This window comes from Micromonospora echinospora, assembly GCF_014203425.1.
Taxonomy (GTDB): Bacteria; Actinomycetota; Actinomycetes; order Mycobacteriales; family Micromonosporaceae; genus Micromonospora; species Micromonospora echinospora_A.
Window position 1 is genome coordinate 5,619,674 of the sequence record NZ_JACHJC010000001.1, and the last position, 25,597, is coordinate 5,645,270.

The window sequence follows — 25,597 nt, forward strand, 5'->3', positions numbered from 1 at the left end:
GACAATGCGGCACGGAGGCGGTCCCGGTCAAGTCCCCCATCCGGTTGGTAGGACGCGCCGGACGGCGCGTTCAGCTCCAGGCGCGCGGGTCGGCGGCCAGCTCGTTGACCCGGCCGGGCAGGGCGCCGGAGGCCACGTCGGCGATCGTGACCAGCTCCAGGATCTCCCGCTCGCTGGCCCGCAACGCGATCCAGACGTCCTGCAACGCGCGGGCCGCGCCGTGGTAGCCGAGCTGTTCCGGACGCTGGCCGCGCACGTGCGCGAGCGGACCGTCGATGACGCGGATCACCTCGGCCAGGGAGATCTCGCCCGCCGGCCGGGCCAGCCAGTAGCCACCCTCGGGGCCACGCTGGGCGTGCACGATGCCGCCCCGGCGAAGCTGGAGCAGGATGCTCTCCAGGAACTTCGGCGGGATGTCCTGGGACCGGGCGATCTGCTCGGCGGTCACCGGGCGACTCCGCTCGGCGGTCCCGTCCGCGACCGAGGCCAGCTCAGCGGCCGCGCGGAGGGCATAGTCGACCCGGGCGGAAAGACGCATACGGCCAGGCTAGTCCGCTGCCTCGCGGGCCGCCCCGCCGACCCGGCGCAGCAGTCCCTCCTGCACGGCGCTGGCGATGTGCCGCCCGTCGGCGGTGAACATGCGGCCGGTGGCCAGGCCACGGGCGCCCGACGCGGACGGGCTCCAGCAGTCGTACAGGAACCACTCGTCGGCGCGGAACGACCTGTGGAACCACAACGCGTGGTCGAGGCTCGCGCCGACCACGCCGCCCGGACCCCACACCTCGCCGTGCACGGACAGCACCGAGTCCAGCAGCGTCAGGTCGGAGGCGTACGTGAGCGCGCAAGCGTGCAGCAGCGGGTCGTCCGGCAGCTTGCCGTCCACGCGCATCCACACCCGCTGGTGCGGTTCGGCCGGGCGGTCGCCGGGGCGTACCCAGCCGGGCTCGCCGACGTAGCGCACGTCGATCGGGCGCGGGATCATCCCCCAGATGCCGAGCCGCTCCGGGTAGCGGGCGAGCCGGTCGGCCATGGTCGGCACGTCGTCCGGACCGGGCACGTCCGGCGGCAGCGGGGCGTGGTGGTCCAGCCCTTCGTCCTGCCGCTGGAACGACGCCGACATGAAGAAGATCGGCTTGTCGTGCTGCAGCGCCACCGAGCGGCGCACCGAGAAGGACCGGCCGTCCCGGACGTTCTCCACCTGGTACTCGATCGGCTCGGCCGGATCACCGGGGCGCACGAAGTAGCCGTGCAGGGAGTGCACGGCCCGCTCCGCGTCGACGGTGCGGCCGGCCGCGACCAGGGCCTGCCCGGCGACCTGCCCGCCGTAGACCCGCTGCGGGCCCACCGGCGGGCTCATGCCCCGGAAGGCCATCTCCCCGGTACGGGCGAGGTCGAGCACCTCCAGCAGCTGGTCGACCGCCGCCTGCCCGGTCGCCGCAGCACTCACTGAAGCGCTCGCGCCGAGGCTGCGTCCACGAGCGAGCCCAGCTGGTGCACGCGCAGCGTGTTGGTGGAGCCGGGGGTGCCGGGCGGGCTGCCCGCCACGATCACCACGTAGTCGCCCGGGTTGGCCCGGTTGAGGCCGAGCAGCGCCTGGTCGACCTGGCGGAACATGTCGTCGGTGTGCTGGACGAACGGCATCAGGAACGTCTCCACGCCCCAGGAGAGCGCGAGCTGGTTGCGCACCTCCGGCACCGGCGTGAAGGCCAGCAGCGGCAGGTCGCAGTGCAGCCGGGCGAGCCGCTTGACGGTGTCGCCGGTCTGCGAGAACGCCACCATGGCCTTCGCGCCGATGGCCCGGGCGATGGAGGAGGCGGCCACGGTGAGCGCGCCGCCGTGCGTACGCGGGTCGTGCTGCAACCGGGGGACGGCGATCGAGCCGGCCTCGGTGGTGGTGATGATCTTGGCCATGGTGCTGACGGTGAGCACCGGGTACTTGCCGACGCTCGTCTCGCCGGAGAGCATCACCGCGTCCGCGCCGTCGAGCACCGCGTTCGCCACGTCGGAGGCCTCGGCGCGGGTCGGTCGGGAGTTCTCGATCATCGAGTCGAGCATCTGGGTGGCCACGATGACGGCCTTGGCGTTCTCCCGGCAGAGCTGCACGGCGCGCTTCTGCACCAGCGGCACCTGGTCCAGCGGCAGCTCGACGCCGAGGTCGCCGCGGGCGACCATGACGCCGTCGAAGGCCAGCACGATCGCCTCCAGGTGGTCCACCGCCTCCGGCTTCTCCACCTTGGCCAGGACCGGGCGGCGCACGCCCTCCTCGTCCATGATCGAGTGGACGAGCTTGATGTCCTCGGGCGAGCGGACGAACGAGAGCGCGACCAGGTCGACACCGAGGCCGAGGGCGAAGCGCAGGTCCTCCGCGTCCTTGTCCGACATGGCCGGGACGCTGACCGCCACGTTCGGCAGCGAGACGCCCTTGTTGTTGGAGACCGGGCCACCCTCGGTGACCAGGCACCGGATGTCGTTGCCGGTGACGTCGCTGACCTCGACCGCGACGCGGCCGTCGTCGATCAGCAGCCGGTCGCCCGGCTTCACCTCCTGCGGCAGCTTGCGGTAGGTGCAGGAGACCCGCTCCTTCGAGCCGATGACGTCGTCACCGGTGATCACGACCGAGTCGCCGGTGCGCCACTCGTGCGGACCGTCGGCGAACCGGCCCAGCCGGATCTTGGGCCCCTGGAGGTCGGCGAGCACCGCGACCGGACGCCCGGACGCCTCGGCGGCCTCCCGGACCAGCCGGTAGACCGATTCGTGGTCGGCGTGACTGCCGTGGCTGAAGTTGAGCCTCGCCACGTTCATGCCCGCCTCGACAAGTCCTCGGATACGCTCCGGGGACGAGGTGGCGGGGCCGAGAGTACAGACGATCTTCGCGCGGCGTGTCACGCCCATCAGGCTAGTCTCTCCTCCGGATCGGCCTCCCGGCCGACCCCTTGCGGACAGCGGAACAGTTGTCCAACGACGCGCGTCTACGCGCGGGCGGGCGGTTGGCGTACCGCACCGGAACGTCGTGTGTGGCGGGCATCGGCGACCGCGCGGCGGAAATGGTACCCCTCGCCGTCACGTGCCGGCCGGGTGCTCCCGCGGTTGCCGCCCGCCCTCGCCGTGGCGCGGCCCCGGTGGACCAGCCGGGGGCAGCGTGGGCACGGCCGAGAACATCCCGCGCGGGTCGTAGCGGCGCTTGGCCCGGCGCAGCCGCTCCCAGTTCGATCCGTACGCGAGGCGCACCCGATCGGTCTCCTCGGGCGCGAGCAGGTTCGGGTAGCCGCCGGGCAGCGCGTGCGGGGCCAGGGCCGCGCTCGTGTGCTCGGCCCACGCCCGGTGCGGCGCCGGGTCGCCGCCGGGCGTCCAGACCGCGATGATCTCGGCGAGCAGGTGGTCGGCGCGCAGCCCGAACGCGGTCCGCTGCACCGGGACCCGGCTCGCGGCGCCGTGGAAGTGGTGCAGCGCGATCGCCGAGAACGGCGACGAGACCGCGCCGGCCGCCGCGGTCAGCGCCGCCACCACCGGCTCGTCCACCCGGGCCAGCCATCGGGTACGCAGCAGGTAGTGGTTGCCGTCGGCCATGCCGCCGTCGAACAGGCGCAGCACGTCCTCGTACGCCAGCGGGGCGACCTGGTCGACGACCGGGGTGCCGAGCGCGCGCAGCCGGTCCACCGCGGCCTGTCCCGCCGCCGCGTCGTCGCCGGTGAAGACCGGGGCGAGGAACACCACCGGCTCCCCGGCCGGGCCGGGCAGGAACCCGGCCATCACGGTCAGCTCGTCCGGGGCGTCCCGCACGGCCTGCCCGTAGCCGCGCAGCACCGCCGTCGCCTGGGCCGCCGGGAACAGCAGCATGCCGGCGAGCGCGGCGGCCAGCGGGTGGGTACGCAGGCGCAGCGCGGTGACCACGCCGAAGTTGCCGCCCCCGCCGCGCAGGGCCCAGTACAGCTCGGGCTCGTGCTCCGGGTCGGCGGTGACCCGCCGGCCGTCGGCGAGCACCACCTCGGCGCCGAGCAGGTTGTCCAGCGCCAGCCCGTGCCGGCCGCAGAGCGGGCCGTACCCGCCGGCCATGGTCAGCCCGGCCAGCCCGACCGCCCGCACCACGCCGGTGACCACGACCCGGTCGTACGGCCGCAGGGCGGCGATCGCGTCGGCGGCCGTCGCCCCGCCGCCCACTGTGACAGTCGACGCGCCGGGGCCGATGTCGACCTGGCGCATACCGGTGAGGTCGACGACCAGGCCGCCGTCGCGCAGCGCACGGCCGGCCCAGTCGTGGCCGCCGCCGCGCACCGACAGCGGCAGCCGGCAGCGCCCGGCGACGCGGACCGCGAGCGCGACCTCGTCGGCGTCCTGGCACCGGGCGACGAGCGCGGGCGTGCCGGCCGGGGCGCCGTTCCAGAGCCGGACGGCGGCCGGGAAGCCCGGGTCGGCGGGGGTGAGCAGGCGGGCGCCGAGCGCCTCGCGGAGCAGGCCGGTGGCGCGGGGCAGGTCCGGGGCGGAGGTCATGGCGACTCCTCGGCCGACCCGGGCCGGCGGCGCCGGACGCGCCGGGATCGGCTCACTGCGCCGGACGCTAGCACCGCCGCACCGGGCCCGCCGTCGCCCGCACGACAGTGCCCCGGGGCGTCAGCTCTCCGTCTTGACCAGCGGGAACTCCAGCGAGCCGGCCGGGCAGAGGAAGGTCAGCACCTCGACCCGGTAGAGACCGGCCTGCACCGCCGGGTCGGCCTCCATGACGCTGCGCACGTCGTCCACCGAGCCGGTGCGCGCCAGGCCGAAACCGATCGGCGGGTCCGGTTCCCGGGCCGGGCCGTCCACCGAGCCGTCGACGAGCACGATGCCGCGCCGTTGCAGCGCCCGCATGTGCTGCAGATGCTCGGCCTGCAGCCGCTGCACGGTCTCATCCGGCAGGGCCCGGCCGGAGGGCCCCGGGTAGAGCACGATGCACTCGTACGTGTCCAGCGCGAAGTCGAGCTGTGGCGTCGCGCCCATGCGCACCTCCTGACCAGCGTTGCGCTCAGCCTCGCACGGCGGTCCGGTGCGCCGGGCCCGCTCGCCGCAACTGCCCCGCCGGTCGTCCCGCTGGCTTCGCCGCCGCGATTCGGGGAATGTCCAGGGGTCGGGGCGCGCGCCGCCCGCGACCGCGTACGAGCACAGGAGGACCGCGATGGCCACCAGCACCCAGCCCGCCAAGGCGTCGGGCAGCTACCGGATCGGTGGTGACCTGCGGGTCGACCGCCTCGGCTACGGGGCGATGCAGCTCACCGGCCCCGGCGTGTGGGGCGACCCGAAGGACCCGGCCGAGGCGATACGGGTGCTGCGCCGCGCGTACGAGCTTGGCGTCACGTTCATCGACACCGCCGACTCGTACGGGCCGTTCGTCAGTGAGCTGCTGATCCGCGAGGCGCTGCACCCGTACGCCGACGACCTGGTCATCGCGACCAAGGCCGGGCTGACCCGGTCCGGCCCGGACGACTGGCGGCCGGTGGGGCGCCCGGAGTACCTGCGCCAGCAGTGTGAGCTGAGCCTGCGCCACCTGGGCCTGGACTGCATCCCGCTCTACCAGCTGCACCGCGTCGACGCGAAGGTGCCGCTGGCCGACCAGCTCGGCGAGCTGGCGCTGCTGCGGCAGGAGGGCAAGATCCGGCACATCGGGCTCTCGCAGGTCAGCGTCGAGCAGATCGAGGCGGCCCGGGAGATCGTCCCGATCGTGTCCGTGCAGAACCTGTACAACCTGGCCGACCGCGGCGCGGAGGACGTGCTGGCGCACTGCGAGCGTCACGACCTGGCGTTCATCCCCTGGTTCCCGATCGCCACCGGCAACCTGGCCCGGCCCGGCGGCCCGCTGGACGCGATCTCGACCGGCCACGGCGCCACCCCGGCGCAGCTCGCGCTGGCCTGGCTGCTGCGCCGGTCGCCGGTGATGCTGCCGATCCCGGGTACGTCGTCGGTGGCGCATCTGGAGGAGAACGTCGCGGCGGCCGAGGTGGAGCTGACCGACGACGAGTTCGAGGCGCTGGCCAAGGCGACCTGAGTCGGCCGTCACACCCACCCGAGCGGCCCTTTCGCGGAATGTGATCGAACAACTACCGTCAGAAGGATTCTCGCGAGTGGGGGTCCGCTGTGGAGGAGTTCGACTACGTCATCGTGGGGGCCGGCGCGGCGGGATGCGTGCTGGCCAACCGGCTCACCGAGGATCCGGGGACGCGGGTGCTGCTGCTGGAGGCGGGCGGCTGGGACCGCAGCCCGTACGTGCGGGTGCCGAAGGCGTTCTCCCGGCTGATGGACGACGAGCGCACCGCCTGGCACTACCCGGCCGGCACCGGGCCGGGCCGCGAGGAGATCTGGCAGCGCGGCCGGATGATCGGCGGCTCGACGTCGGTCAACGGCATGATCTGGAGCCGCGGCGCGGCCCGCGACTGGGACGCCCTCGACCCGCTGGGCTGGGGCTGGTCGGCCATGCGGCAGGTGTTCACGCGGCTGGAGGACCACCCGCTGGGTCCCGCGCCGCACCGGGGCGTGGGCGGCCCGGTGCGGCTGTCGATCGCCACCGCCACCGATCCCCTCGCCGAGGAGATGGTGGCCACCGGCGCCGAGCTGGGCTGGCGCCGGGCCGACGACCTGGACGCCGACGACGACGAGCGGATCGGCTACCCCACCGCGACCATCCACGACGGACGGCGGGTCAGCGCCGCCGACGCGTTCCTGCACCCGGTACGGCGCCGGCCCAACCTGACCGTCGAGGTCGGCGCCGTCGTGCTGCGGGTGCTCGTCGAGGGCGGCCGGGCGGTCGGCGTACGGATGGCGCGCGACGGCCGGGAGGTCGAGCGCCGGGCGGCCGCGGAGGTGATCCTCGCCGCGGGCGCCCTCGCGACCCCGCACCTGTTGCAGGTCTCCGGCATCGGACCGGCGGACACGCTGCGCGCCGCGGGCGTGCCGGTGCTGCTCGACCGGCCCCGGGTCGGCGCAGGGCTGCGCGAGCACCGGTCGATGGTGCTCCAGTACCGCCTCGCCGAGCCCGGCGGCCACAACATGACCATCGGCAGCCCGTTCGGGCAGGCCCGGGCGGCGCTGCGCTGGCTGCTCACCCGGGGCGGCCCGCTCGCCCTGCCGGTGCTCGACGTGGCGGCCCACGTCAAGTCCCGGCCCGACCTGGACCGCCCGGACGCGCACCTGCTGATGGCGCCGTTCTCCGCCGCGCCGCCGCGGCCCGGCAAGGCCCTCGAACTGGAACGGGAGCCGGGCCTGATGTGCCTGGGCACCGTCACCCGGCCGGACAGCGAGGGAAGCCTGGCGATCACCGACGCGGACCCACGTACGCCGCCGGCCATCGTGGCGAACTACCTCACCACTGAGCACGACCGGCGGGTGGCGGCGGACCTGTTCCGCCGGATGCGGGAGTTCTTCGGCACCGGGCCGATCGCGAAGCGGATCAAGGCCGAGACGGTGCCCGGCCCGGCGGTCCGCACCGACGCGGAGATCGTCGAGGCGGCGGTGGCGCGCGGCTACTGCGGTTACCACGCCATCGGCACCTGCGCGATGGGCGACGGCGACGACCACGTGGTCGACCCGCGGCTGCGGGTACGCGGCGTCGACGGGCTGCGGGTGGTCGACGCGTCGGTGCTGCCGGTGATGGTGGCGGGCTGGACCAGCGCCCCGGTGAGCGCGCTGGCCTGGCGGGCCGCCGACGTGATCACCGGGCGGGACGCGAACTGACCGTCGCGGCGGTTGATGCCGGGCCCGCGCGGCGGCGGGCCCGGCACGTGCCTCAGACCGCGAAGCAGTTCGGCTGGACCGGGGCGCCGGCGAGCACCTGGCGCACCACCGTGTACGTGGTGCCGTCCAGCACCAGCCCGAGGTGGCCGACGACCCGCAGCGGGCACCACGCCTGCACCAGGACGTTCGTGGCGCCGTCGGCGAGCAGCGCGTTGTCCACCGGCCGGACCAGTTCGTCCTGCCAGGTGCGCACGGTGGCCCAGCGGACCGGCCCGGGGGTGTCGTCCCCGGCGTTGAGGTCGGCCAGGAAGCTCGACCCGATCGTCATCTGCTGGCAGGCGATCACCCCGGCGCAGCTGCCCAGCCCGAGGAAGGCGACCAGGTTGGCGACGTAGGTGCCGTACTGCGGGCTGCCGAGGCTGACGTACTGGTCGACGGTCGCGGCGCCGCCGAGGTACTTGACGTACCAGCGGCTCACCAGGCCGCCCTCGGAGTGGCCGACCAGGTCGACCCGGGCCGCCCCGGTGGCGGCGCGGACCCGGTCCACGTAGGACGAGAGCGCCCGGGCGGACTCGCGGATGTCGCCGAGGCCGAGGTTCGGCAACTGGTAGATCGAGACCCGGTAGCCGTCGGCGCGCAGCCGGGCGGCGAGCGGCTCGTACGCGATGGAGATTCCACTCAGGCCGCCGACCACGATCACCGGGTCGGCGGCCGCGGCGGCGGCCCGTTGCGCGGCGGTGGTGACGGTGGCCGTCGTCGACGGGGCGGCGGGTTCGGCGGCGGCCGCCTGGGCGGCGGCCGGGACGAGCAGGACGGTGGCGGCGGTGGTGGCGGCCAGGATCGTTCGGAGCAGCATGGGCTGCACCTCCGGGGGGAGGCACCCGGGCGGACCGGGAGGGGACGGGTGGGATCCGATCGATCGTGGACACGATGATGCGTGTCCGATTTCACACACGTCAATGAAAAGTTACGCGGCGGTAACCCTTGTCGCGCCCTCCGCGCAAACCGGCAAGCCGGGCCGGCCCTCAGTTGCCCAGTGCCTGGACCTTCGCGATGGTCTCCTGGACGTGCTGCCGGGCCGGCTCCCCGCCCTGCGCGGCCTGCGTTAGCGCCTGCCGGTAGGAGTCGATGACGCCGATCAGCGGCCCGGCCGTGGCCCCCTCCAGTGCGCCCGCCACCAGCGCCCGCGCCTCCGCCGCGTCCTGCGCCGCGGCAGCCGTGCGCGCCTTGGCCTCGTCCAGCTTCTGCGCCGCTGCCGCCAGCCTCGCGATGATCTCCGCCGCGCTCACATGCCCTCCCCCAGCTCACCCACCCGCGGCGAGCCTACCGCCCTCCCCCGCCTCCACGCCTTCGCGATCTTGCAGTTTCCGCCCCGGCAAAAGCCACATCAAGCCCACCTCAGGGGCCACAAGTCCATGATCGACGGCGCGAGGCGGGGGCGGGGCAGGGCGGGTCAGCGGAGGAGGCGGAACAGGAGCAGGTAGACGCAGAACAGGGACGGGGAGACCAGCGCGCAGATCACGAAGCCCAGCGGCACGTACCGCCCGGTCGTGGCCTCACCGCCGGCCAGCGCGGGGCGGCCCCAGCGGGCCAGCACGACCTGACCGGCCACGAAGGACAGCAGCGGCACCCCGGCGCAGGACAGCGCCGCCACCAGGTCCAGCCCGGCCACCGGCACCGGCGACCCCACGAGCGCGACCAGCATCAGCAGCGAGCCGACGAGCGCGCAGCCGCCGTACACCGCGACCGCCCGGGCCGGCGCCGACCAGGTCGGCAGCAGCACCGGCGTGCGCGCCAGCGCGTCGGCCTGCTGCCCGTACCCGTCGGCCTCCCCGGCGAGCCGCTCCGCCGCCGCCAGCTCCGCCGCCGGGTCGCCCGCCCGCGGCGCGGGCACACCCGGAGAGGGGTACGCCCCGACGCCCGCCTGCCCCGGCGCGGCGGCTGCGCCGCCGGTCGCGCCGTCCCCCGGTCCGGCGCCCGTCCCACCGCCCGGGCCGGCCGAAGCCACCGCCTCCGGCGCGGCCGGTCCGGCGGCGACAGCGACCGGCGCCTCCGCCGGTACCGAGGTCATCGGCACGCCTATCGCCTGCCCCAGCCGGTCCAGGTGCTGTCCCTGGGCGGCGAGCCGCTGCCCCAGCTTGTCGACGCCAGCCTGCAGACCACGGCGACGCTCCGCCTCGGCGGCGATCTCCCGCTCCCCGCCCCGCTGCCGGGTGGACAGCTCCCGCAGCAGCGCCGCGTACTCGTCGAATCCACTCATGCTGGGCCGTCTTCCGTTCGCGACTGCGGGGCTCGCAGGACCGGCTCACTCCTCGCGCTCACGTGACGTCGCTCCCGGCGGCGAACGGCACGATCAGCGCGGTGCGGTGCTCGTGCCGGTCGACAAGCAGGGCGCGGCCCTCGCGCGGCACGTACGCGAGGTCGTGCACGCCGAGGTGCAGGCCCAGGTCGGCGGCGGGCACGTTGAGCGCGACCAGCCCGGTGACGTCGTCGCGCTGCCCGCTGCCGCCCAGGTCCTCGGCGAGCCGGCGCAGCCCGCGCCACCAGCCGAGCACGTGCACCCCGCGCGCGGGCCCCTGACGTAGCACGGCGCGCAGGTCGTCGTACCCGGAGCGGAACGTCGCCGGGTCGGAGGCGGCGAGCGTCGTGGCGGCGGCGTCCATCCCGAACACCACCAGGTACGTGCGCCCGGACGCCGGATCGTCAGCGGTGACGGCCTCGGCGAGCTGGGCGCGCAGCGCCTCGGCGTCCAGGCGGCGGACCGGATGCCCGGCGGCGGCGAGCGTCATGGCCAGGTCGTCGGCGGCGTCTGTGGTGCCGGGCGCCAGCGGCGCGAACAGGAACCGGGCGGTGCCGGGCGCGTGCTGCCGGGCCAGGGAGAGCGCGGCCGACCGGAGCACCTCCGCGCCGACCGCCGCGGTGCCGACCACCGCCAGGTGCCGGCCCGGGCTGGCGTCGAGCGCGAATCCGGCCGGGCTGCCGGCGACGTCGACCACGCGGCCGACGAGCGCGTACGGCGGGTCGCCGCCGGGCACCAGCGCGGTCCAGGCGGGGTCGTCGGCGAGCCGGGGCGTCTCGTGTCCCCGGAAGACCGACGGCGGGCGCGATCCGGCCGGGCGGGCCGCGTGCAGCTCGTGGCGCAGCGCCGCCAGGTCGGCCGAGGCGGCGTGCGCGTCCGGGAACCGCACCTCCGCGTCCGCGCCGGGCGCGCCGGCGGCGGTGTTGATCACTGCTGTGCCGACGGTGAGCCCGCGCGCGGAGTCGTTGCGCGGGTCCAGCACGGCGTCCCCGCCGGGCAGCGCGATCCGCAGCGGGAACTGGCCGAAGATGGCCTCGGCCCGGCCGTAGAGCGCCTCGATCCCGGTGGTGCTCTGGCTGGCCAGCACCAGGTGCAGGCCGTACGAGCGGCCCTTGCGGGCCAGCTCCTCGATCAGGTCGACCGCCTGCCGGGCCAGCGCGTCGTTGCCGGCGAACAGCACGTGGAACTCGTCGATCACGGTGACGATCCGGGGCGGCCGGGCGTTCGGCGGCAGGTCGGCGAGCCGGCTGACGCCGTGCCGCTTGAGCAGGTCGGCCCGGCGGCCCAGCTCGGCGCGCAGCTCGCGCAGCACCGCCACGCCGTACTCGCGGTCGGACTCGATGCCCACCGCGTCGGCGTGCGGCAGCCAGGACGGGTCCCGGTCGGTGGGCACGAACTCGGTGAAGCTCACGCCTTCCTTGAAGTCGAGCAGCATCAGCCGCAGCTCGGCCGGGGAGTAGCGGGCGGCCAGCCCGTAGAGCACGTCGAGCAGCAGCACCGTCTTGCCGGCGCCGGTCCGCCCGCCGATCAGCCAGTGCGGCGTGGCGTCGTCGAACGCCACTGCCAGCGGGCGGCGGCCGGCCCGGCCGAGCACGGTACGCAGGCCGGAGGCGGCGGACCCGGCCCAGCGCTGCGCCGGCAGCAGGTCGGCGAACGTGACGCCGTCCTGGTCGGCGGCCTCGGCGTACCGGCGGGCCAGCGCGGTCACCGCGGCGTGCGACGGGTCGCCGTCGAGCACCACCGGCGCGGCCAGCCCGCTGCCGTCGGCGCTGAACGGGCGGCCGGGCGGGTCACCGACGAGCGTGTACCGCTCGGTGATCCGCAGCTGGGTGGTGGCGCCGAGCGGCGGCGCGGCGCTCGGGCCGGCGGCCGGGTGACCGGCCAGCAGCACACAGACCGCCGCTGCGGGGCCGGCGTGGGTGAGCGCTGCGAGCCGGGCCAGCTCCCGGGGCGGCGGCGCGGACGCGGCGACCACCACCAGCAGCTCCCGGTCCTCCGGCGCGGATCGCTGGGCGGTACGCGCGTGCCGCTCGGCCGCGTCGAGCAGGGCCGTCGTCTCCGCCTCGGTGGTCGCCGCCGCGGCGAGCACCCCGGCGTCGTGCAGCGGGCGCAGCGGCAGGAACGCCGCGCCGAAGGCGGCCTGGTCGATGCCGACGACCCGGATCGTCCCGGCCGGAGCGGCGGTCAGCAGCCGCACCACCACCGCCCGCAGCAGCTCGCCGACGCGCGGGTCGCGGGCGTCCTGATCGAGCGCCAGGTGCGCGCCCGCCCCCACCGGCACGAGCACCGGGAACGCGCCGTCGACAGTGGTCGCCGCGCCGAGGCGTACCGGAACGGGGTGGGTCGCGACCCGGGCGGTGCCGGGCACCGCGGCGGCCAGCTCACCGCCGAGGCGGGCCAGCCGCGCGACAAGTTCGGGGCTGCCGACCGGCGCCGGACCGGCGGCGCCGAGCAGGTGCCGGGCCGCTTCCCAGTGGCGCAGGGCCCGCCGGTGCCGATCGACCGCCTGCCGGTACGCCGAAGCGAGTCTTCCCACCGTCCGCCCTCCGACGTCATGCGATCGAGGGAACCCTAACGGACGCGCACCACAGCGGCACGTGGCGCTCCGCACCGGGGATTCGTCCACTGTTCACCGGCGGCGGGCGGGCGCGCCGCCCGCCGTTCCCCCGGCCCCGCTTGCCTTCCTCCAGGCAATCGTGGCGCACAGGAAGGCGACGACGTGACCTCCTCACCTCTTTCCCGGCGGTCCCTGCTGCGCGGCGGCGCGGCCGGCGGGCTCGGCATCGTGGTGGCCGGCAGTCTGTGATGCTGACGTAACGTGTCTGTGGTGTAGAGGGGGCCGAAGTGAAACAGGTCTGTCGTTGCCCCGTTGGCGCTTCTCGGCGAGGACGTCTCGCCGCAGGCGGCCGACGCGATCGTCCAAGGCTCCTGCCCAAGCATGTAGCAGCGGGCTCGGCTGGTGTTGATGGCCGCCGGAGAGTCTGCCGTCTCCCGGGATCGATCGGCGGCCGGGATGGCGCAGACCGCGATCGCCCGAAGCTCTCTGTATGAGGCCGTCGGGATTGCCACGCTGACCGGCCTGCCGCGTTCGTGTCGGCCATGGCTGCGGTCATCGTGTCGATGCTTATCCGCAGCCGTCGGGTCACTCGGTTAGGCATTGGTGGGCGCCTCTGCTCGCGAACCAGGCCTGCCGAGTGATCTCCAGTGAGCCATTTTCATCCTGCGTAGCGGTCGGTCTCGACGTGGTGCAGGACGAGGATGGCCTGCACGATCGCGGTCGCTCGGCGTGGGCACCAGCGCAGCTTGACCAGGATTCTCCAGGTCTTGAGTGTGGCGATCGCGCGTTCGCCGCGGGCGCGGATCTCCGCGTGGGCCCGGTTGACCGTCTTCTGCCGGCGTGACAGCTTCGGCCGGAAGCGGCGCCGCTTGAACGGGGTGCGCATCGCTGCCATGGGTGCCTTGATAGCCCTTGTCCGAGAAGGTCATCACGTCGGCGCTGGTCAGGGCGTCCAGCCCTACTCAGCGCCTACATGCTCACCCCGATCCGGCACGTCTTCGCCGACCAGGGCTTCACCGGCCGCTTGATCGACTGGACCCGCGACACCCTGCGCACCACGCTGCAGATCGTCCGCAAACCCGCCGACCAACGCGGCTTCGCTGTCCACCCACGCCGCTGGGTCGCCGAACGCACCCTGGCCTGGCTCACCGCCTGCCGCCGGCTCGCCCGCGACTACGAGCGCCAACCTGCCGTCTCCGCAGCCCTCATCCGCTGGGCCGCGATCGCCGGCATGACCCGCCGCATCACCCGCGGCCAACCAGCACGCCGGCAAGCCCGCCGGACCTTCACCTGGACCCAATCAACCCCATCTCAAACACGCACTCAGGGATCGTGTGCGATCCGAGTCGAGCACCAACGCCGCGGCCGGACGACGTAACTCATCCTCAAGGTAATTGGACTGTCGAGCCGCGGCGGTTAGCGGCAGCCACTTGGAAAGTCAATACACCCAACGCCTTGCACTCATAGAAGTTGAACCATATTGTTTAGCCACAACAACGAGGAGGGCAAATATGCGCACACCTTCTGCACTAAGCAGAATCGCCACCGTGACCGCCATGACTGCGGCCGCGATCGCCGTTTCGGCATCGCCTGCCCTAGCCGACCATGGCGCCTTCATGACTGTGGGCTACTACACGAAGTATCAATCGCAGGCCTGCACGAGCCATGCGGCACAGCTAAACCTGAACCCCTTCGATGACTGGTCCGAAGCGTCATGCCACCCCATGTCGGACGGTAGGATCGCGCTCGTCGCGAAGCACAGCTAGCCGTAAGCTCGTGGAGGGAGGACGAGCCTGGCACGTCTCCCTCCACGAGTGACCGATACAGTGGCGCAAACGGAGGCTCGAGCGGCGCTCATCGCAAAACAACAATTCCTCCGCACAAGGCCCGGAGAAATCCACCTCAACATTACGCGCGGCACCGCCTCCGCCAGGCCAGGCCAGGCCAGGTACAGTTCTTCGGGAACTGCAATATCGCTTCCATTCCCCATCGAGGCCGAAGCTCGCCCTGGAAATTCCGGCAGCGACCCCCTGAAACCTGTTAATGCCACCACTTTCCTGGGTATCATATACGACTGGCACACTCTTGGCAGAACTGCAGGCCAGGAAACTCAACAACGAACATCCACTGGCGGCCACTACAGCCTAATACTCCAGCCGCACCTGACGAAGCCGGAGTCTTCGCTGGTAGTGGGCTCTTTTGGCGCGATACTGGTGTCGGCGTCGCCATCGTGACCATCGATGGAAGTGGTCGAAGGGTCGGATGGCGGTGATCAGGTGTGCCAGGAGACGGCGGACCTCGCCGAGGGTGAGCGGAGTGAGGCCGTCATCGGATTCAGTGCCCCCTTTTTGGCCTGCGCGGCGGTGACGGCGAGGTAGGCGTGGGCGCACAGAACGAGCGTTATGCGACGGTACCAGGCGTCGTACCGACGCACCTGGTAGTGGTCCAGGCCGACCTCGTTCTTGGCGGTCTGGAAGCACTCCTCGACCGCCCACCGGGTCCCGGCGATCCGGATCAGATCCTCGTCGAGGGTCTCACTCGCGTAGAGTCGTGGCCCTTTGGCGCCGTCGCCGCAGCTGCGGCGCTTCCATGCCAGGGCGGGCGCGTTGGCGGCCAGGACGTCGGGACGGGAACTGCCCGCTGCAGTGGGGACCCGCTGGTGGCGGGGCACGGCCAGGACTCAACCAATGCGCTGCTGCTGCAGCCAGGCCCGGAACTTGGAGTCCTGTCCGTATGCCTCGTCGGCGGTGACCCACCTCGCCGGCAGGCCGGCGGTAATAGCGCGTTCGAGCATCCGCAGGCCCAGCGCGGGCTTCGTGGCAAACCCGAGGGTCGTCTCGATGCCGGCTCCGACACAGCTGGCAGGGTCGTCGCACCAGCCGCGGGGCAGATACAACTCCCGGTCGATCAGCGTGCGCCCGACCGGGCTGGCATAGGCAAGGAACACCCCGAGCTGGCAGTTCTCCGTCCGCCCGGCCGTGCCCGAGTACTGACGCTGCACGCCCGCCGATTTCACGCCCTTCTTCAGGAAGCCGGTCTCGTCGACGATCAGCACCCCGTCGTCGTGTCCGAGGTGCTCGGACACGTAGGCAAACAGGTCGTCGCGGACCGCGTCCGGGTCCCACGCTGACCGGTTGAGCAGCCGCTGCATCCGGTCCGGCGTCGCATCACCGGCGGCCTCAGCCAAGGTCCAGCCGTTCTTGGCCGCCAGAGGTGACAATAACCCCACCAGGTAAGTCAGCGCCTGCCGGCGCGGCTCTGCGCGCCCGAAGCGGTGCGCGAACCGCGCCAACAGATCATCCAGACCCGCCCGCCAGCCCACGATTTCATCGATCAACACAAGCCCGAGAGCCTGCCCGCCCACTGAACGACCACAACAGACAGAGAGTGCGATCGACTGATCCATCGCCCGAATAGCATCGACACGCGCAGCTACACGGACGACGCCACCCACGCGCCGATCATCTCGATGAGCTGCCGAAAATCTAAATCATGAAAGTGCGGCTGGAGTACTAAGCAGTACCTCGAAGCGCATTTCAGTGAGCGTTTTTCATCCTGCGTAGCGGTTGGCTTCGACGTGGTGCAGGACGAGGATGGCCTGCACGATCGCGGTCGCGCGGCGCGGGCAGCAGCGCAGTTTGGCCAGGACCTTCCAGGATTTGAGGGTGGCGATCGCGCGCTCGCCGCAGGCGCGGATCCTTGCGTGGGCCCGGTTGCCTGGCTTCTGCCGGCGTGACAGCTTCGGCCGGAATCGGCGCCGTTTGAACGGGGTACGCACGCTGCCACGAGCCCCTTGATAACCCTTGTCGGCGAAGGTCATCACGTCGGCGCTGGTCAAGGCGTCGATGATGCCGTGGGTGCGGGCGGCGGTCAGGTCGTGGGTCGAGCCGGGCAGCGCGGCCGAGGCCCAGACGAGCCGCCCGACCACATCCGCGATGACCTGGACGTTCACCCCGTGACGCTTGTGCTTGCCGCAGTAGTACGGCTTCTGGTCAGCGACCCGGTCGATCGGGATCAGCGTGCCGTCCAGGATCGCGTACGCCAGCAACCGGATGCGCCGCATCGCGGTGTCCAGGTCGTCGGCGGCCGAGCTGAGCAGGGCGATTGCTTCTGGACGTAGCGCCAGGCGGTGGAGATCCCGATGTCGAAGCCGGCGGCGAGGCGGGTGTAGGTGTCGCCATTGCGCAGGTGGGCCAGGACCAGCAGAGCCTGATGGCCGGGGTTCAGTCGCCGCCATCGGGATCTGCGCTGCTGGCGGTAGCTGCGGATGCGGTCGGCGAGGTGGTTCAAGGTCCGGCTGGACAACGGAATCGCGGCAGGGTAGGACAGCATGGCGAGGCTCCCGGTCGGGGCATCGGGTTTTGGTCGATTTGCTGTCCTACCTGGAGCCTCACCCTCATCGCTCGACACCCCCTGCCAACCCGGGCTGACCTGCAAGATCAGGTTGGAAAAGGCTCATTGGTGACGATCTGCTGCCAGACCCCGGCCCGCTGCCGACCTCGGAACAGTGCACAGATCGCTTGCAGGAGGCCGCATTGCATTGGCACATCCCGTCACGATACGCCGACCGCCATCCCGGGATTCGTCCACTGTTCACCCGGCGGCGGACCGGCGCGCCGCCCGCCGTTCCCCCGGCCCCGCTTGCCTTCCTCCAGGCAATCGTGCGCACAGGAAGGCGACGACGTGACCTCACCTCTTCCCCGGCGGTCCCTGCTGCGCGGCGGCGTGGCCGGCGGGCTCGGCATCGTGGTGGCCGGCAGCCTGGAGGCGATCGCCGGCCCGGCCGCGGCCCGGCCCGCGTGCCGTCCCGCCGTCGGCTACGGCGACCTGGTGCCGGACCCGGCCGGCCTGCTGGCGCTGCCGCCCGGTTTCTCGTACACGGTGGTCGCGCAGGCGGGCGCGACGCTGCTGGAGTCCGGGCAGCCCACCCCCAGCGACGCCGACGGCACCGGCTGCTTCCGCGGCCCGCGCGGCTCGGTGCTGGTGAACAACCACGAGATCGGCGGCGACGAGCCGTACCCGGTGCCGGCGCTGGCAGGTCTCACCTACGACCCGGGCGCCCGCGGCGGCACCACCACCATCGAGGTGGACCGGCACGGGCGGCGGCTGCGCGAGTACGTCAGCGTGGCCGGCACGCACAACAACTGCGCCGGTGGCATCACCCCGTGGGGCACGTGGCTGACCTGCTAGGAGACCGAGCAGCGGGCCGGTGGTCGGTATCTGAAGGACCACGGGTACGTCTTCGAGGTCGACCCGCACGACCGGTCCGCCAACACCGACCCGGTGCCGCTGACGTTCCTCGGGCGCTACTCGCACGAGGCGGTCGCGGTCGACCCGTACACGCACTCGATCTACCTGACCGAGGACGCGAGCGGGCCCAACGGCCTGTACTTCCGGTGGACGCCGCCGCCCGGCTTCCGGGCCGGCAAGGGCGCGCTGCGGGCGCTCGCCCAGTGACCCGACGGCGGCACCGCCGGCAGCCTCGCGGCGATGCGCTGCCTGCGCGGCGACGGCCACGTGGCCGACCTGTCCGAGGCCACCACGCCCGGCACCCGCTACCGGGTGGAGTGGGTCGAGGTACCCGACCGCGACGCCCGCACCGTGTCCGTACGCAAGCAGTTCACCGACGCGGAGGTGACCCGCAGCCGCAAGCTGGAGGGCGCGTGGTGGGGCGACGGCGGCGCGTACTTCGTGGCCAGCTACGCCCGGCACGACGACGGCAGCGCCAACGAGCACGACGGGCAGGTGTGGTTCTACGACCCGCGCCGGCAGACCGTCACGTTGAAGACCATCTTCGGGGTGAACACCGACCCGGAGGCCGACAACGGCAACTACGACGGGCCGGACAACATCACCGTGTCGCCGTACGGCGGGGTGATCCTGGCCGAGGACGGCGAGGGCGTGTCGCACCTGGTCGGCGTCACCGAGCAGGGCAAGGCGTATCCGCTGGCTCGCAACGAGCTGAACGACAGCGAGTTCACCGGGCCGACGTTCAGCGCGGACGGGAGGACGTTGTTCGCCAACATCCAGTCGCCGGGGTACGTGTTCGCGATCAGCGGGCCGTGGGGGCGGCCGGGCAACGGGCACCGCTGACGGGACGGTGAGCGGCCGGCGGTTCTCGCTCGGGAGCCGCCGGCCGGGCAGTGCCGGTATGCGGCGGACGTCCCATTCGACACAGCTCCGCGGGTCGCCTGGCCAGGCGCATCATCGGTACGCTCTGAGCAGGGCCGAAGAAGGAGGTGTCCCCCGATGGCCAACGCACACGACGTTGCCGCGGCAGTGCTCGCCGAGGTCGGCCGCGTCACGGCGATGAAGCTGGAGAAGCTCGTCTACTACTGCCAGGGGTGGCACCTGGCCCGCACCGGAGCACCGCTGTTCGCCGAGCCGATCGAGGCCTGGCGGGAAGGCCCTGTCGTTCCCCTGCTCTACCGGCAGCACCGCCAGCAGCTCTACGTGTCGGATTGGCCGCTCGGGGATGCCTCCCGGCTCACGGACGCCCAGCTCGGCTGTATCCGCTGGGTCACCCGCGAGTACGGAAAATTCTCGGCGGCCGAGTTGTCTACCATGACGCACAACGAGCTGCCCTGGCGAGCTGCTCGGGGGGCACTGCCCGAGTCCGCCAGTTCCTCCGAACCTCTCGACACCGACCTGATGCGGACCTACTACGCGAGGCAGATGGCGAGCACAGAAACGGCTGTCGCCCTGGCCACTGCGAACGCCGCGATCGAGGGCGAGGAGTTCGACGAGGAGTGGCAGGAGCGCCTTCGCGACGTGGCCTCGGGTCTGGTGAGCGCTGAGGATCTGATCGCCGAAGAGATCGCCCGCCTGCGCGGATGACCGATCCGTACTGCTGGCCGGGTACGGATTGCCTGGCCAACAAGTTGGGCCTGAGGGATGCCGCCGCCCTACGCGACGCCGAGTTTCGCCTCGTCTCGATCCGGGACGTGCAGGCCGCTCGGACCATCATCCCTGGCAACTACGGTTTGGGTCACCTCCAGGCGTTCCACCGCCATCTCTTCGGTGACCTGTATAAGTGGGCGGGTCAGACCCGTACGGTCGACATCAGCAAGCCCGGGGCCCGTTTCTGCCACTGGCGGTTCATCGACGACCAGGTGAGTACCGTCCTCACCGGACTGTCCGAGGACGGTTTCCTGCTCGGGTTGAGGCGCGAGGCGTTCGTCGAGTCACTCGCCCACTACTACGGGGAGCTGAACGTCTGCCATCCGTTCCGGGAGGGCAACGGACGGACCCTGCGCGCCTTCCTGCGCCAGCTCGGCGCCGCGGCCGGCTACCTGCTCGACTGGTCGGAACTCGATGCGGCGGACAACATCGCCGCATGCGTCCAGCACCTGAACACCGGCGAGACGGACCTCCTGACGGCAGCGCTCGATCCGGTCGTCCGGCGGATCAGCTGAGCCACGCTCCTCAGTCATGGATCATGGAGGGATACGGCCGCGCCCGCCACTTCCTCCCGCGCGGAGCAGCCCTTGATGCGTTACGTCGACAGATTGCCGGGCGACGAGACGTATCAGGTCACGCCGGCCGGCGGGCGCAGGCCGTCCAGCGCGATGGCCAGGACGCGGTCGCGCTGCGCCGGGTCCGGGAACTGGTACGCGGCCAGCCCGCTGATCAGCCGGATCACGTCGTCGAACCCGGCGTCCGGCCGGGCGGCCCCGGCCTCCTGGGCACGGCGCAGCAGCGGCTCGCCGGTCGCGTAGATCTCGGTGCGGCAGCTGCGGAAGACCTCGGAGTCGTGCACCAGTTCCTCGGCCAGCGCCCGCTTGGTGGCCACGTAGGCGACGAACCGGTGCAGCCAGCCGACCAGGGCGTCCCACGGCGGCTCGTCGGCCAGGTCGGCGGCGGAGGCGCTGAGCGCACGCACCTCCTCGACGTAGACCGCCTCGAACAGGTCCCGCCGGTGGGGGAAGTTGCGGTAGAGCGTGCCGATGCCCACGCCGGCCCGGCGGGCGATCTCCTCCAGCGACGCGCCCGCGCCGTGCTCGCCGAAGACCTCGCGGGCGGCGGCGATGAGCGCGTCGTAGTTGCGGCGGGCGTCGGCCCGCTTCGGGCGGCGGGAGAAGACCTCACCGGGCACGTCGGCGTCGGTCATGACGCGCGCCACCCCTCTCCGTCTTGCAACCGGAGGCAACCCTCCGCTAGGTTAATGGAGGCGCGCCTCCGGTTACTGACCGGAGCCACCCCTCCGGATAGCTTACTCCGGACTTCCGGCCGCCCGTCCGGCCACGCGATCCTCGCGCCCCGACACGAACCCGGGGAGGTCCCACCATGCCCGCCGACCGCTGAGCACCCGCGCCACCCGGCCGCCACCGCCGCACGACCGCGCGAGCGGCCACCAGTCTCGTACCGAGAACGGGGAGTCCTCCCACATGATCCACTCGTCCCGGCGCGGCTCGCGCCGGCTCACCTTCCTCGTGCTGGCCGCCGGCACCGGATTCTTCGCGATGCTCCAGTCGCTGATCACGCCGGTGCTGCCCACCATCCAGCACGACCTGCACACCTCGCCGAGCACGGTGACCTGGGTGCTCACCGCGTACCTGCTCTCCGCGTCCGTCTTCACGCCGATCGTCGGCCGCATCGGCGACATGGTCGGCAAGGAGAAGACGCTCGTCTTCTCGCTCGCCGCGCTCGCGCTGGGCTGCCTGCTGGCGGCCGTCGCCCCCAGCATCGGCGTGCTGATCGCCGCCCGCGTGGTGCAGGGCGTCGGCGGCGCCGTCTTCCCGCTGTCGTTCGGCATCATCCGCGACGAGTTCCCGGCCGCCCGGGTCAGCTCGGCGGTGGCCTCGATCTCCGCGGTCGTCGCCGTCGGCGGCGGGCTGGGCGTGGTCTTGGCCGGGCCGATCGTGGCCACGCTGGGCTACCGGTGGCTGTTCTGGATCCCGCTGGTGGTGGTCGGGCTGACCGCGCTCGCCGCGCACCGGTTCGTGCCGCGCTCACCGGTACGCACCCCGGGCCGGATCAACTGGCTCAGCGCCGTACTCCTGTCCGGCTGGCTGGTGGCGCTGCTGCTGCCGGTCAGCAAGGGCGCCGCGTGGGGTTGGGGCTCCGGCCGGGTGGTCGGGCTGCTGGCGCTGGCCGCGCTGCTCGCGGTCGCCTGGCTGGCGACCGAGGCCCGGGCCGCGAACCCGCTGATCGACCTGCGGATGATGCGCCTGCCGGCGGTGTGGACCACGAACCTCGTCGGGTTGCTCTACGGCGCCTCGATGTTCGCCGTCTACGCGTTCGTGCCGCAGTTCGCGCAGATCCCGACCAGCGCCGGCTACGGCTTCGGCGCCAGCATCACCCAGGCCGGGCTGCTGATGCTGCCGATGCTCGTCGGCATGTTCGTGGCCGGCCTGCTGGCCGGGCGCCTGCAGTCCCGGTTCAGCGCCAAGGCGCAGCTGTGCACCGGCGCAGTGTTCAACGTGGCGGCCGCCGCCATGCTGACAGTCGCGCACGACACCCGCTGGCAGGTCGGGATCGCCGGTGGCCTGGTCGGCCTCGGCATCGGGCTGGCGTTCGCCTCGATGGCCAACCTGATCGTGGCGAACGTGCCGGCCGGGCAGACCGGCGCGGCGACCGGCATGAACGCCAACATCCGTACCATCGGCGGCGCGATCGGCGCGGCGCTCGCCAGCGCGGTGATCACCGCGAATCCGCAGCCGAGCGGGCTGCCCCGGGAGGCCGGTTTCACGGCGGGCTTCCTGCTGCTCACCGGCATCTCGGTGGCCGCGGCACTGGCCGCGCTCGCCGTACCATCCGGCCGCCGTCGCCGGCCGCGGCGGCGGATCGGGCCGGCGACGGCGGACCTGACGCCGGCGGCGGAGCTGGTCCCGGCCCGCTGACCCCATGGGGTACGCAGACGGAAGCCCCGCCCGGCGGTGCCGGGCGGGGCTTCGCCGTGCCGGTCAGCCGATCGCTGCGGTCAGCGCGGCCAGGTAGCCGTAGCGGTAGCCGCTGGCGTTCGGGTGGTACGCCTCGATGACGCCGCTGACGTCACGGATCCACGGGTCGGCGGCGCACACGCCGTGCCCGGCGAAGAACGGCCGCGCGTCGACGAACGTGCCCCCGGCGGCGGCGGCCCGGCCGGCGATGACGCCGTTGAGCGTGTCGGCGGCCTGGTTGAGGATGGTGCGCTTGTAGCTGCTCATGGCGAGCAGTCCACAGGAGCCGGTCTCGAACAGCCGCGGGTAGCCGAGCACCACCAGACGGGCGTTCGGGGCCCGGTTGCGGATCGCGGTGTACGTGGCGTCGAGCCGGCCGGGCAGCGTCGCGGTGGTGAACGCCTTGGACTCGTTCACCGCGCTCTCGCAGCTGGACGTGCTGCCGAAGCGGCAACTGGTCATCACGTCGGCGAAACCGGCGTCGTTGCCGCCGATGGTGATGGTGACCAGCGTGGTGCTGGTGCTGAGCTGGCCGACCTGGTTGTTCAGCACGTCGGCGGTGACCGCGCCGCCGCAGGCCGGGAACTTGAAGCTGGTGACCGAGTGGGCGGCGGCCCACAGGGGGGCGTACGACTTCTGGCTGCGCAGGCAGGTGGACAGGTCGTACGGGCTGGCGCCGACCCCGGAGGAGTAGGAGTCGCCGAGGGCGACGTAGTTGACGGTGGCCGCCCGGGCGGCGCCGGGCAGGAGCACGGCGCCGAGGACGGCCGCCAGGACGGCGGCGAGCGCGGTACGGACGCGACGGGACATGACAGAGCCTCCACGGGGCAGGGGTGGTGGAGCCCGTTGACCGCGCGCGTGGCCGAGGGATCGGTGCTGTTACTGGTCGGTAATGCTATCGAAACATTCGCAAAAATTGAATAGCCGAGATCGGCCGGACGGGACAGATGCGTTCACATGTGTCGATTAGCTTGGCGGTGACGACACCCGACGGAGGGAGTCCCCCGTGCGACGCGCACTCACGGCGGCCATCGCCGCCCTGACCCTCACCGCGGCCGGCACCACAGTGACCGGCGCGCCCGCCCAGGCCGCCCCGGCCGGATCGGGACGGCCGCAACCCGCGGCGGCCACCCCGACCCCGGGTGGCCCCGGCCTGGGCGACAGCTACTTCCCCGACTACGGCAACGGTGGCTACGACGTCGGGCACTACGACATCCGGCTGCGCTACGAGCCGGCCACCGACCGGCTCAGCGGCACCACCACGATCCTGGCCACCGCCACCAAGGACCTGTCCCGGTTCAACCTGGACTTCCTCCTCGACGTCGAGTCGGTGCGCGTGAACGGCTGGGTCGCCGGCTTCGCCCGCACCGGCGACCACGAGCTGGTCGTCACCCCGGCCCGGCCGCTGACAAAGGGACAGCAGCTCACCGTCGTGGTGAAGTACGCCGGCGTGCCGTCGCAGACCACCGTCTACGGCTACACCGCGTGGACGCGTACCGCCGACGGGGCGCTCGCCGTCAACGAGCCCGAGTCGGCCTGGTGGTGGTACCCGAGCAACGACCACCCGAAGGACAAGGCCACCTGGGACATCTCGGTCTCGGTGCCGACCGGCGTCGAGGTGATCAGCAACGGCGTGCAGCCGCGTGACCCGCTGCCCGAGGCCGGCAACCGCACCCGGTGGAGCTGGCGCAGCGTGAAACCCGGCGCCACGTACCAGGCGTTCCTGGCCATCGGGCAGTACGAGATCGTCACCGACGTCGCGCCGAACGGGCAGCCGGTGGTGAACGCGTACAGCACCACGCTGGGCGAGCGCCTGCCCGCCGCGCGGGCCAGCATCGAACGCACCGCCGAGATCGTCGACTGGGAGAGCGGGCTGTTCGGCCCGTACCCGTTCGAGGCGCAGGGCGGCGTGGCCGGGCCGGTCGACGGCATCGGCTTCGCGCTGGAGACGCAGACCCGCCCGGTGTACGGCCCCGGCTTCTGGCGGCGCGGCGCCAACCCGTACGTCGTGGTGCACGAGAACGCCCACCAGTGGTTCGGCGACTCGGTGTCGGTGGCGGACTGGCGGCACATCTGGCTCAACGAGGGCTTCGCCTCGTACGCCGAGTGGCTCTGGTCCGAGGAGCAGGGCGAGGGCACCGCGCAGGAGTTGTTCGACTTCACCTACGACAGCTACCCGGCCGACTCCGAGTTCTGGCAGGTGCGCCCCGGCGACCCGGGCCCGAGCGGGATCTTCGACGACGCCGTCTACGACCGGGGCGCGATGGCGCTGCACCAGATCCGCCTCGCCGTCGGCGACGCCGCGTTCTTCCGCATCCTGCGTGCCTGGACCGCCAAGCGTCAGTACGGCAACGGCACCGTCGCGCAGTTCCAGGCGCTCGCCGAGCGGATCTCCGGGCGGGACCTCGACGCGGTGTTCACCACCTGGCTGTTCACGCCCGGCCGGCCCGACGTGGCCGCCGCCGCGCGGACGAGCGCCGCACCGGCGCAGCCGGCCTCGTGGACGAAGATCCGCGCGGCGCACGACCTGCTCGGCCGCTGACTGTGTCGTCCGGGCCGGTCCGCTTCCGGCGGGCCGGCCCGGTTCGTCCGAGGAGGAGACCGGTGATACGCAACGTCCATGAACGACACCTGCCGGTGCCGGCTTCGGCGGCCGGGGCGCTGATCGACTCGCTGGCCGGGCCGGAGGACCGCCTCTGGCCGCCGCGGCGCTGGCCGGCCATGCGCCTGGACCGGCCGTTGGGGATCGGTGCCACCGGCGGCCACGGGCCGGTCCGCTACACCGTGCAGGACTACCGGCCCGGCGCGTACGTCCGCTTCCGGTTCCTCGCCCCGGCCGGCTTCCGCGGCCACCACGAGTTCGAGGTGCTGCCCGGGATCGGCGACGGGTGTCTGCTGCGCCACCAGCTGGTGATGACCGCGCACGGGTCCGCGCGGGTGAGCTGGCCGCTGTTCTTCCGTCCGCTGCACGACGCGCTGGTGGAGGACAGCCTCGACACCGCTGTGGTCAGCCTCGGGCTGGCTCGGCCCGCGCCGAGGCGATGGCCGGCGCGGGTACGCGTCCTGCGCCGGCTGGCCCGGACGGTGAGCCACGGCCGGGCCCGCGGTCCGGTGAATAGTTAAGAAGGGCCCCCTCCTCTACCCGAGGCGTTAAGAGGGGGC

At 72.7% G+C, this 25,597-nt stretch carries 20 protein-coding genes and 4 pseudogenes; 10 read left to right on the top strand and 14 right to left on the bottom strand.

Annotated elements, in window-relative coordinates:
- Positions 1–70: 70 nt before the first annotated feature.
- The 5 genes from FHU28_RS25055 to FHU28_RS25075 form a co-directional block, all read right to left on the bottom strand.
- Positions 71–538, bottom strand: a complete 468-nt coding sequence (locus FHU28_RS25055; RefSeq protein WP_184686856.1) for an RrF2 family transcriptional regulator — start codon at positions 536–538, stop codon at positions 71–73.
- Positions 539–547: 9 nt separating this feature from the next.
- On the bottom strand, positions 548–1,447 hold the full coding sequence (locus FHU28_RS25060; RefSeq protein WP_116507359.1) for an acyl-CoA thioesterase: 900 nt from the start codon (positions 1,445–1,447) through the stop codon (positions 548–550).
- Positions 1,444–2,892: a pyruvate kinase gene (pyk, locus tag FHU28_RS25065; protein ID WP_184686857.1), complete on the bottom strand. Its 1,449-nt coding sequence runs from the start codon at positions 2,890–2,892 to the stop codon at positions 1,444–1,446. The genes FHU28_RS25060 and pyk overlap by 4 nt, the downstream gene beginning before the upstream one ends.
- Before the next feature lie 168 nt (positions 2,893–3,060).
- A complete protein-coding gene (locus FHU28_RS25070; protein ID WP_184686858.1) occupies positions 3,061–4,488 on the bottom strand; it encodes an FAD-binding oxidoreductase in 1,428 nt (475 codons plus the stop codon).
- Positions 4,489–4,608: 120 nt separating this feature from the next.
- Positions 4,609–4,974: a YciI family protein gene (locus FHU28_RS25075; RefSeq protein ID WP_184686859.1), complete on the bottom strand. Its 366-nt coding sequence runs from the start codon at positions 4,972–4,974 to the stop codon at positions 4,609–4,611.
- Between the two features lie 175 nt (positions 4,975–5,149).
- Between FHU28_RS25075 and FHU28_RS25080 the strand changes: the two genes are divergently transcribed.
- Together FHU28_RS25080 and FHU28_RS25085 are read left to right on the top strand one after the other, a co-directional pair.
- Positions 5,150–6,016: an aldo/keto reductase gene (locus tag FHU28_RS25080; protein ID WP_184686860.1), complete on the top strand. Its 867-nt coding sequence runs from the start codon at positions 5,150–5,152 to the stop codon at positions 6,014–6,016.
- Positions 6,017–6,105: 89 nt separating this feature from the next.
- On the top strand, positions 6,106–7,698 hold the full coding sequence (locus FHU28_RS25085; protein ID WP_184686861.1) for a GMC family oxidoreductase: 1,593 nt from the start codon (positions 6,106–6,108) through the stop codon (positions 7,696–7,698).
- A 52-nt stretch (positions 7,699–7,750) separates the two neighbouring features.
- Here the strand turns inward: FHU28_RS25085 and FHU28_RS25090 are convergent, their stop codons facing one another.
- The 5 genes and pseudogenes from FHU28_RS25090 to FHU28_RS25110 form a co-directional block, all read right to left on the bottom strand.
- Complete coding sequence (locus FHU28_RS25090) at positions 7,751–8,554, bottom strand: lipase family alpha/beta hydrolase (RefSeq protein WP_184686862.1); 804 nt, start codon at positions 8,552–8,554, stop codon at positions 7,751–7,753.
- Between the two features lie 169 nt (positions 8,555–8,723).
- Entirely contained in the window at positions 8,724–8,987 is a 264-nt protein-coding gene (locus FHU28_RS25095) for a DUF6244 family protein (protein WP_184686863.1), read from the bottom strand.
- A 164-nt stretch (positions 8,988–9,151) separates the two neighbouring features.
- Positions 9,152–9,958: a hypothetical protein gene (locus FHU28_RS25100; RefSeq protein ID WP_184686864.1), complete on the bottom strand. Its 807-nt coding sequence runs from the start codon at positions 9,956–9,958 to the stop codon at positions 9,152–9,154.
- 58 nt (positions 9,959–10,016) lie between these two features.
- Complete coding sequence (locus tag FHU28_RS25105; RefSeq protein WP_184686865.1) at positions 10,017–12,533, bottom strand: FtsK/SpoIIIE domain-containing protein; 2,517 nt, start codon at positions 12,531–12,533, stop codon at positions 10,017–10,019.
- A gap of 679 nt (positions 12,534–13,212) precedes the next feature.
- Positions 13,213–13,510 (bottom strand): annotated as a pseudogene (locus FHU28_RS25110) (transposase family protein); the annotation flags it as partial.
- A 17-nt stretch (positions 13,511–13,527) separates the two neighbouring features.
- Here FHU28_RS25110 and FHU28_RS25115 point away from each other — a divergent pair.
- Complete coding sequence (locus tag FHU28_RS25115; RefSeq protein ID WP_184686866.1) at positions 13,528–13,932, top strand: transposase; 405 nt, start codon at positions 13,528–13,530, stop codon at positions 13,930–13,932.
- A 169-nt stretch (positions 13,933–14,101) separates the two neighbouring features.
- Positions 14,102–14,320 (top strand): hypothetical protein, encoded by a 219-nt coding sequence (locus tag FHU28_RS25120; protein WP_184686867.1) that lies wholly within the window; start codon positions 14,102–14,104, stop codon positions 14,318–14,320.
- A gap of 506 nt (positions 14,321–14,826) precedes the next feature.
- On the opposite strand, the pseudogene FHU28_RS25125 reads toward FHU28_RS25120, so the two are convergent.
- Positions 14,827–15,891: pseudogene (locus tag FHU28_RS25125) on the bottom strand (IS701 family transposase).
- A gap of 213 nt (positions 15,892–16,104) precedes the next feature.
- Positions 16,105–16,886 (bottom strand): annotated as a pseudogene (locus FHU28_RS25130) (transposase family protein).
- Between the two features lie 417 nt (positions 16,887–17,303).
- On the opposite strand from FHU28_RS25130, the pseudogene FHU28_RS25135 reads away from it, so the two are divergent.
- The 3 genes and pseudogenes from FHU28_RS25135 (at position 17,304) to FHU28_RS25145 (ending at position 19,969) form a co-directional block, all read left to right on the top strand.
- Positions 17,304–18,647: pseudogene (locus FHU28_RS25135) on the top strand (alkaline phosphatase PhoX).
- 156 nt (positions 18,648–18,803) lie between these two features.
- Positions 18,804–19,391: a Panacea domain-containing protein gene (locus tag FHU28_RS25140; RefSeq protein ID WP_116507373.1), complete on the top strand. Its 588-nt coding sequence runs from the start codon at positions 18,804–18,806 to the stop codon at positions 19,389–19,391.
- Positions 19,388–19,969, top strand: a complete 582-nt coding sequence (locus FHU28_RS25145; protein WP_116507375.1) for a Fic/DOC family protein — start codon at positions 19,388–19,390, stop codon at positions 19,967–19,969. The genes FHU28_RS25140 and FHU28_RS25145 overlap by 4 nt, the downstream gene beginning before the upstream one ends.
- Before the next feature lie 113 nt (positions 19,970–20,082).
- On the opposite strand, the gene FHU28_RS25150 is transcribed toward FHU28_RS25145, so the two are convergent.
- Positions 20,083–20,664: a TetR/AcrR family transcriptional regulator gene (locus FHU28_RS25150; RefSeq protein ID WP_184686868.1), complete on the bottom strand. Its 582-nt coding sequence runs from the start codon at positions 20,662–20,664 to the stop codon at positions 20,083–20,085.
- Positions 20,665–20,941: 277 nt separating this feature from the next.
- Here FHU28_RS25150 and FHU28_RS25155 point away from each other — a divergent pair, with 277 nt between their 5' ends.
- Positions 20,942–22,396, top strand: a complete 1,455-nt coding sequence (locus tag FHU28_RS25155) for an MFS transporter (protein WP_184686869.1) — start codon at positions 20,942–20,944, stop codon at positions 22,394–22,396.
- Between the two features lie 63 nt (positions 22,397–22,459).
- Here FHU28_RS25155 and FHU28_RS25160 read toward each other — a convergent pair whose 3' ends face one another.
- Positions 22,460–23,245, bottom strand: coding sequence for an SGNH/GDSL hydrolase family protein (locus FHU28_RS25160; RefSeq protein ID WP_184686870.1), 786 nt, complete (start codon positions 23,243–23,245; stop codon positions 22,460–22,462).
- 196 nt (positions 23,246–23,441) lie between these two features.
- Here FHU28_RS25160 and FHU28_RS25165 point away from each other — a divergent pair, with 196 nt between their 5' ends.
- Together FHU28_RS25165 and FHU28_RS25170 are read left to right on the top strand one after the other, a co-directional pair.
- Complete coding sequence (locus FHU28_RS25165) at positions 23,442–24,977, top strand: M1 family metallopeptidase (RefSeq protein ID WP_184686871.1); 1,536 nt, start codon at positions 23,442–23,444, stop codon at positions 24,975–24,977.
- 62 nt (positions 24,978–25,039) lie between these two features.
- Positions 25,040–25,558: an SRPBCC family protein gene (locus tag FHU28_RS25170; RefSeq protein WP_184686872.1), complete on the top strand. Its 519-nt coding sequence runs from the start codon at positions 25,040–25,042 to the stop codon at positions 25,556–25,558.
- Positions 25,559–25,597: the final 39 nt, after the last annotated feature.

Coding starts and splice junctions, on each gene's coding strand:
- FHU28_RS25055 (WP_184686856.1), bottom strand. CDS start 538: ATGCGTCTTTCCGCCCGGGTCGACTATGCCCTCCGCGCGGCCGCTGAG.
- FHU28_RS25150 (WP_184686868.1), bottom strand. CDS start 20,664: ATGACCGACGCCGACGTGCCCGGTGAGGTCTTCTCCCGCCGCCCGAAG.
- FHU28_RS25080 (WP_184686860.1), top strand. CDS start 5,150: ATGGCCACCAGCACCCAGCCCGCCAAGGCGTCGGGCAGCTACCGGATC.
- FHU28_RS25075 (WP_184686859.1), bottom strand. CDS start 4,974: ATGGGCGCGACGCCACAGCTCGACTTCGCGCTGGACACGTACGAGTGC.
- FHU28_RS25115 (WP_184686866.1), top strand. CDS start 13,528: ATGCTCACCCCGATCCGGCACGTCTTCGCCGACCAGGGCTTCACCGGC.
- FHU28_RS25140 (WP_116507373.1), top strand. CDS start 18,804: ATGGCCAACGCACACGACGTTGCCGCGGCAGTGCTCGCCGAGGTCGGC.
- FHU28_RS25155 (WP_184686869.1), top strand. CDS start 20,942: ATGATCCACTCGTCCCGGCGCGGCTCGCGCCGGCTCACCTTCCTCGTG.
- FHU28_RS25070 (WP_184686858.1), bottom strand. CDS start 4,488: ATGACCTCCGCCCCGGACCTGCCCCGCGCCACCGGCCTGCTCCGCGAG.
- FHU28_RS25160 (WP_184686870.1), bottom strand. CDS start 23,245: ATGTCCCGTCGCGTCCGTACCGCGCTCGCCGCCGTCCTGGCGGCCGTC.
- FHU28_RS25090 (WP_184686862.1), bottom strand. CDS start 8,554: ATGCTGCTCCGAACGATCCTGGCCGCCACCACCGCCGCCACCGTCCTG.
- pyk (WP_184686857.1), bottom strand. CDS start 2,892: ATGGGCGTGACACGCCGCGCGAAGATCGTCTGTACTCTCGGCCCCGCC.
- FHU28_RS25100 (WP_184686864.1), bottom strand. CDS start 9,958: ATGAGTGGATTCGACGAGTACGCGGCGCTGCTGCGGGAGCTGTCCACC.
- FHU28_RS25145 (WP_116507375.1), top strand. CDS start 19,388: ATGACCGATCCGTACTGCTGGCCGGGTACGGATTGCCTGGCCAACAAG.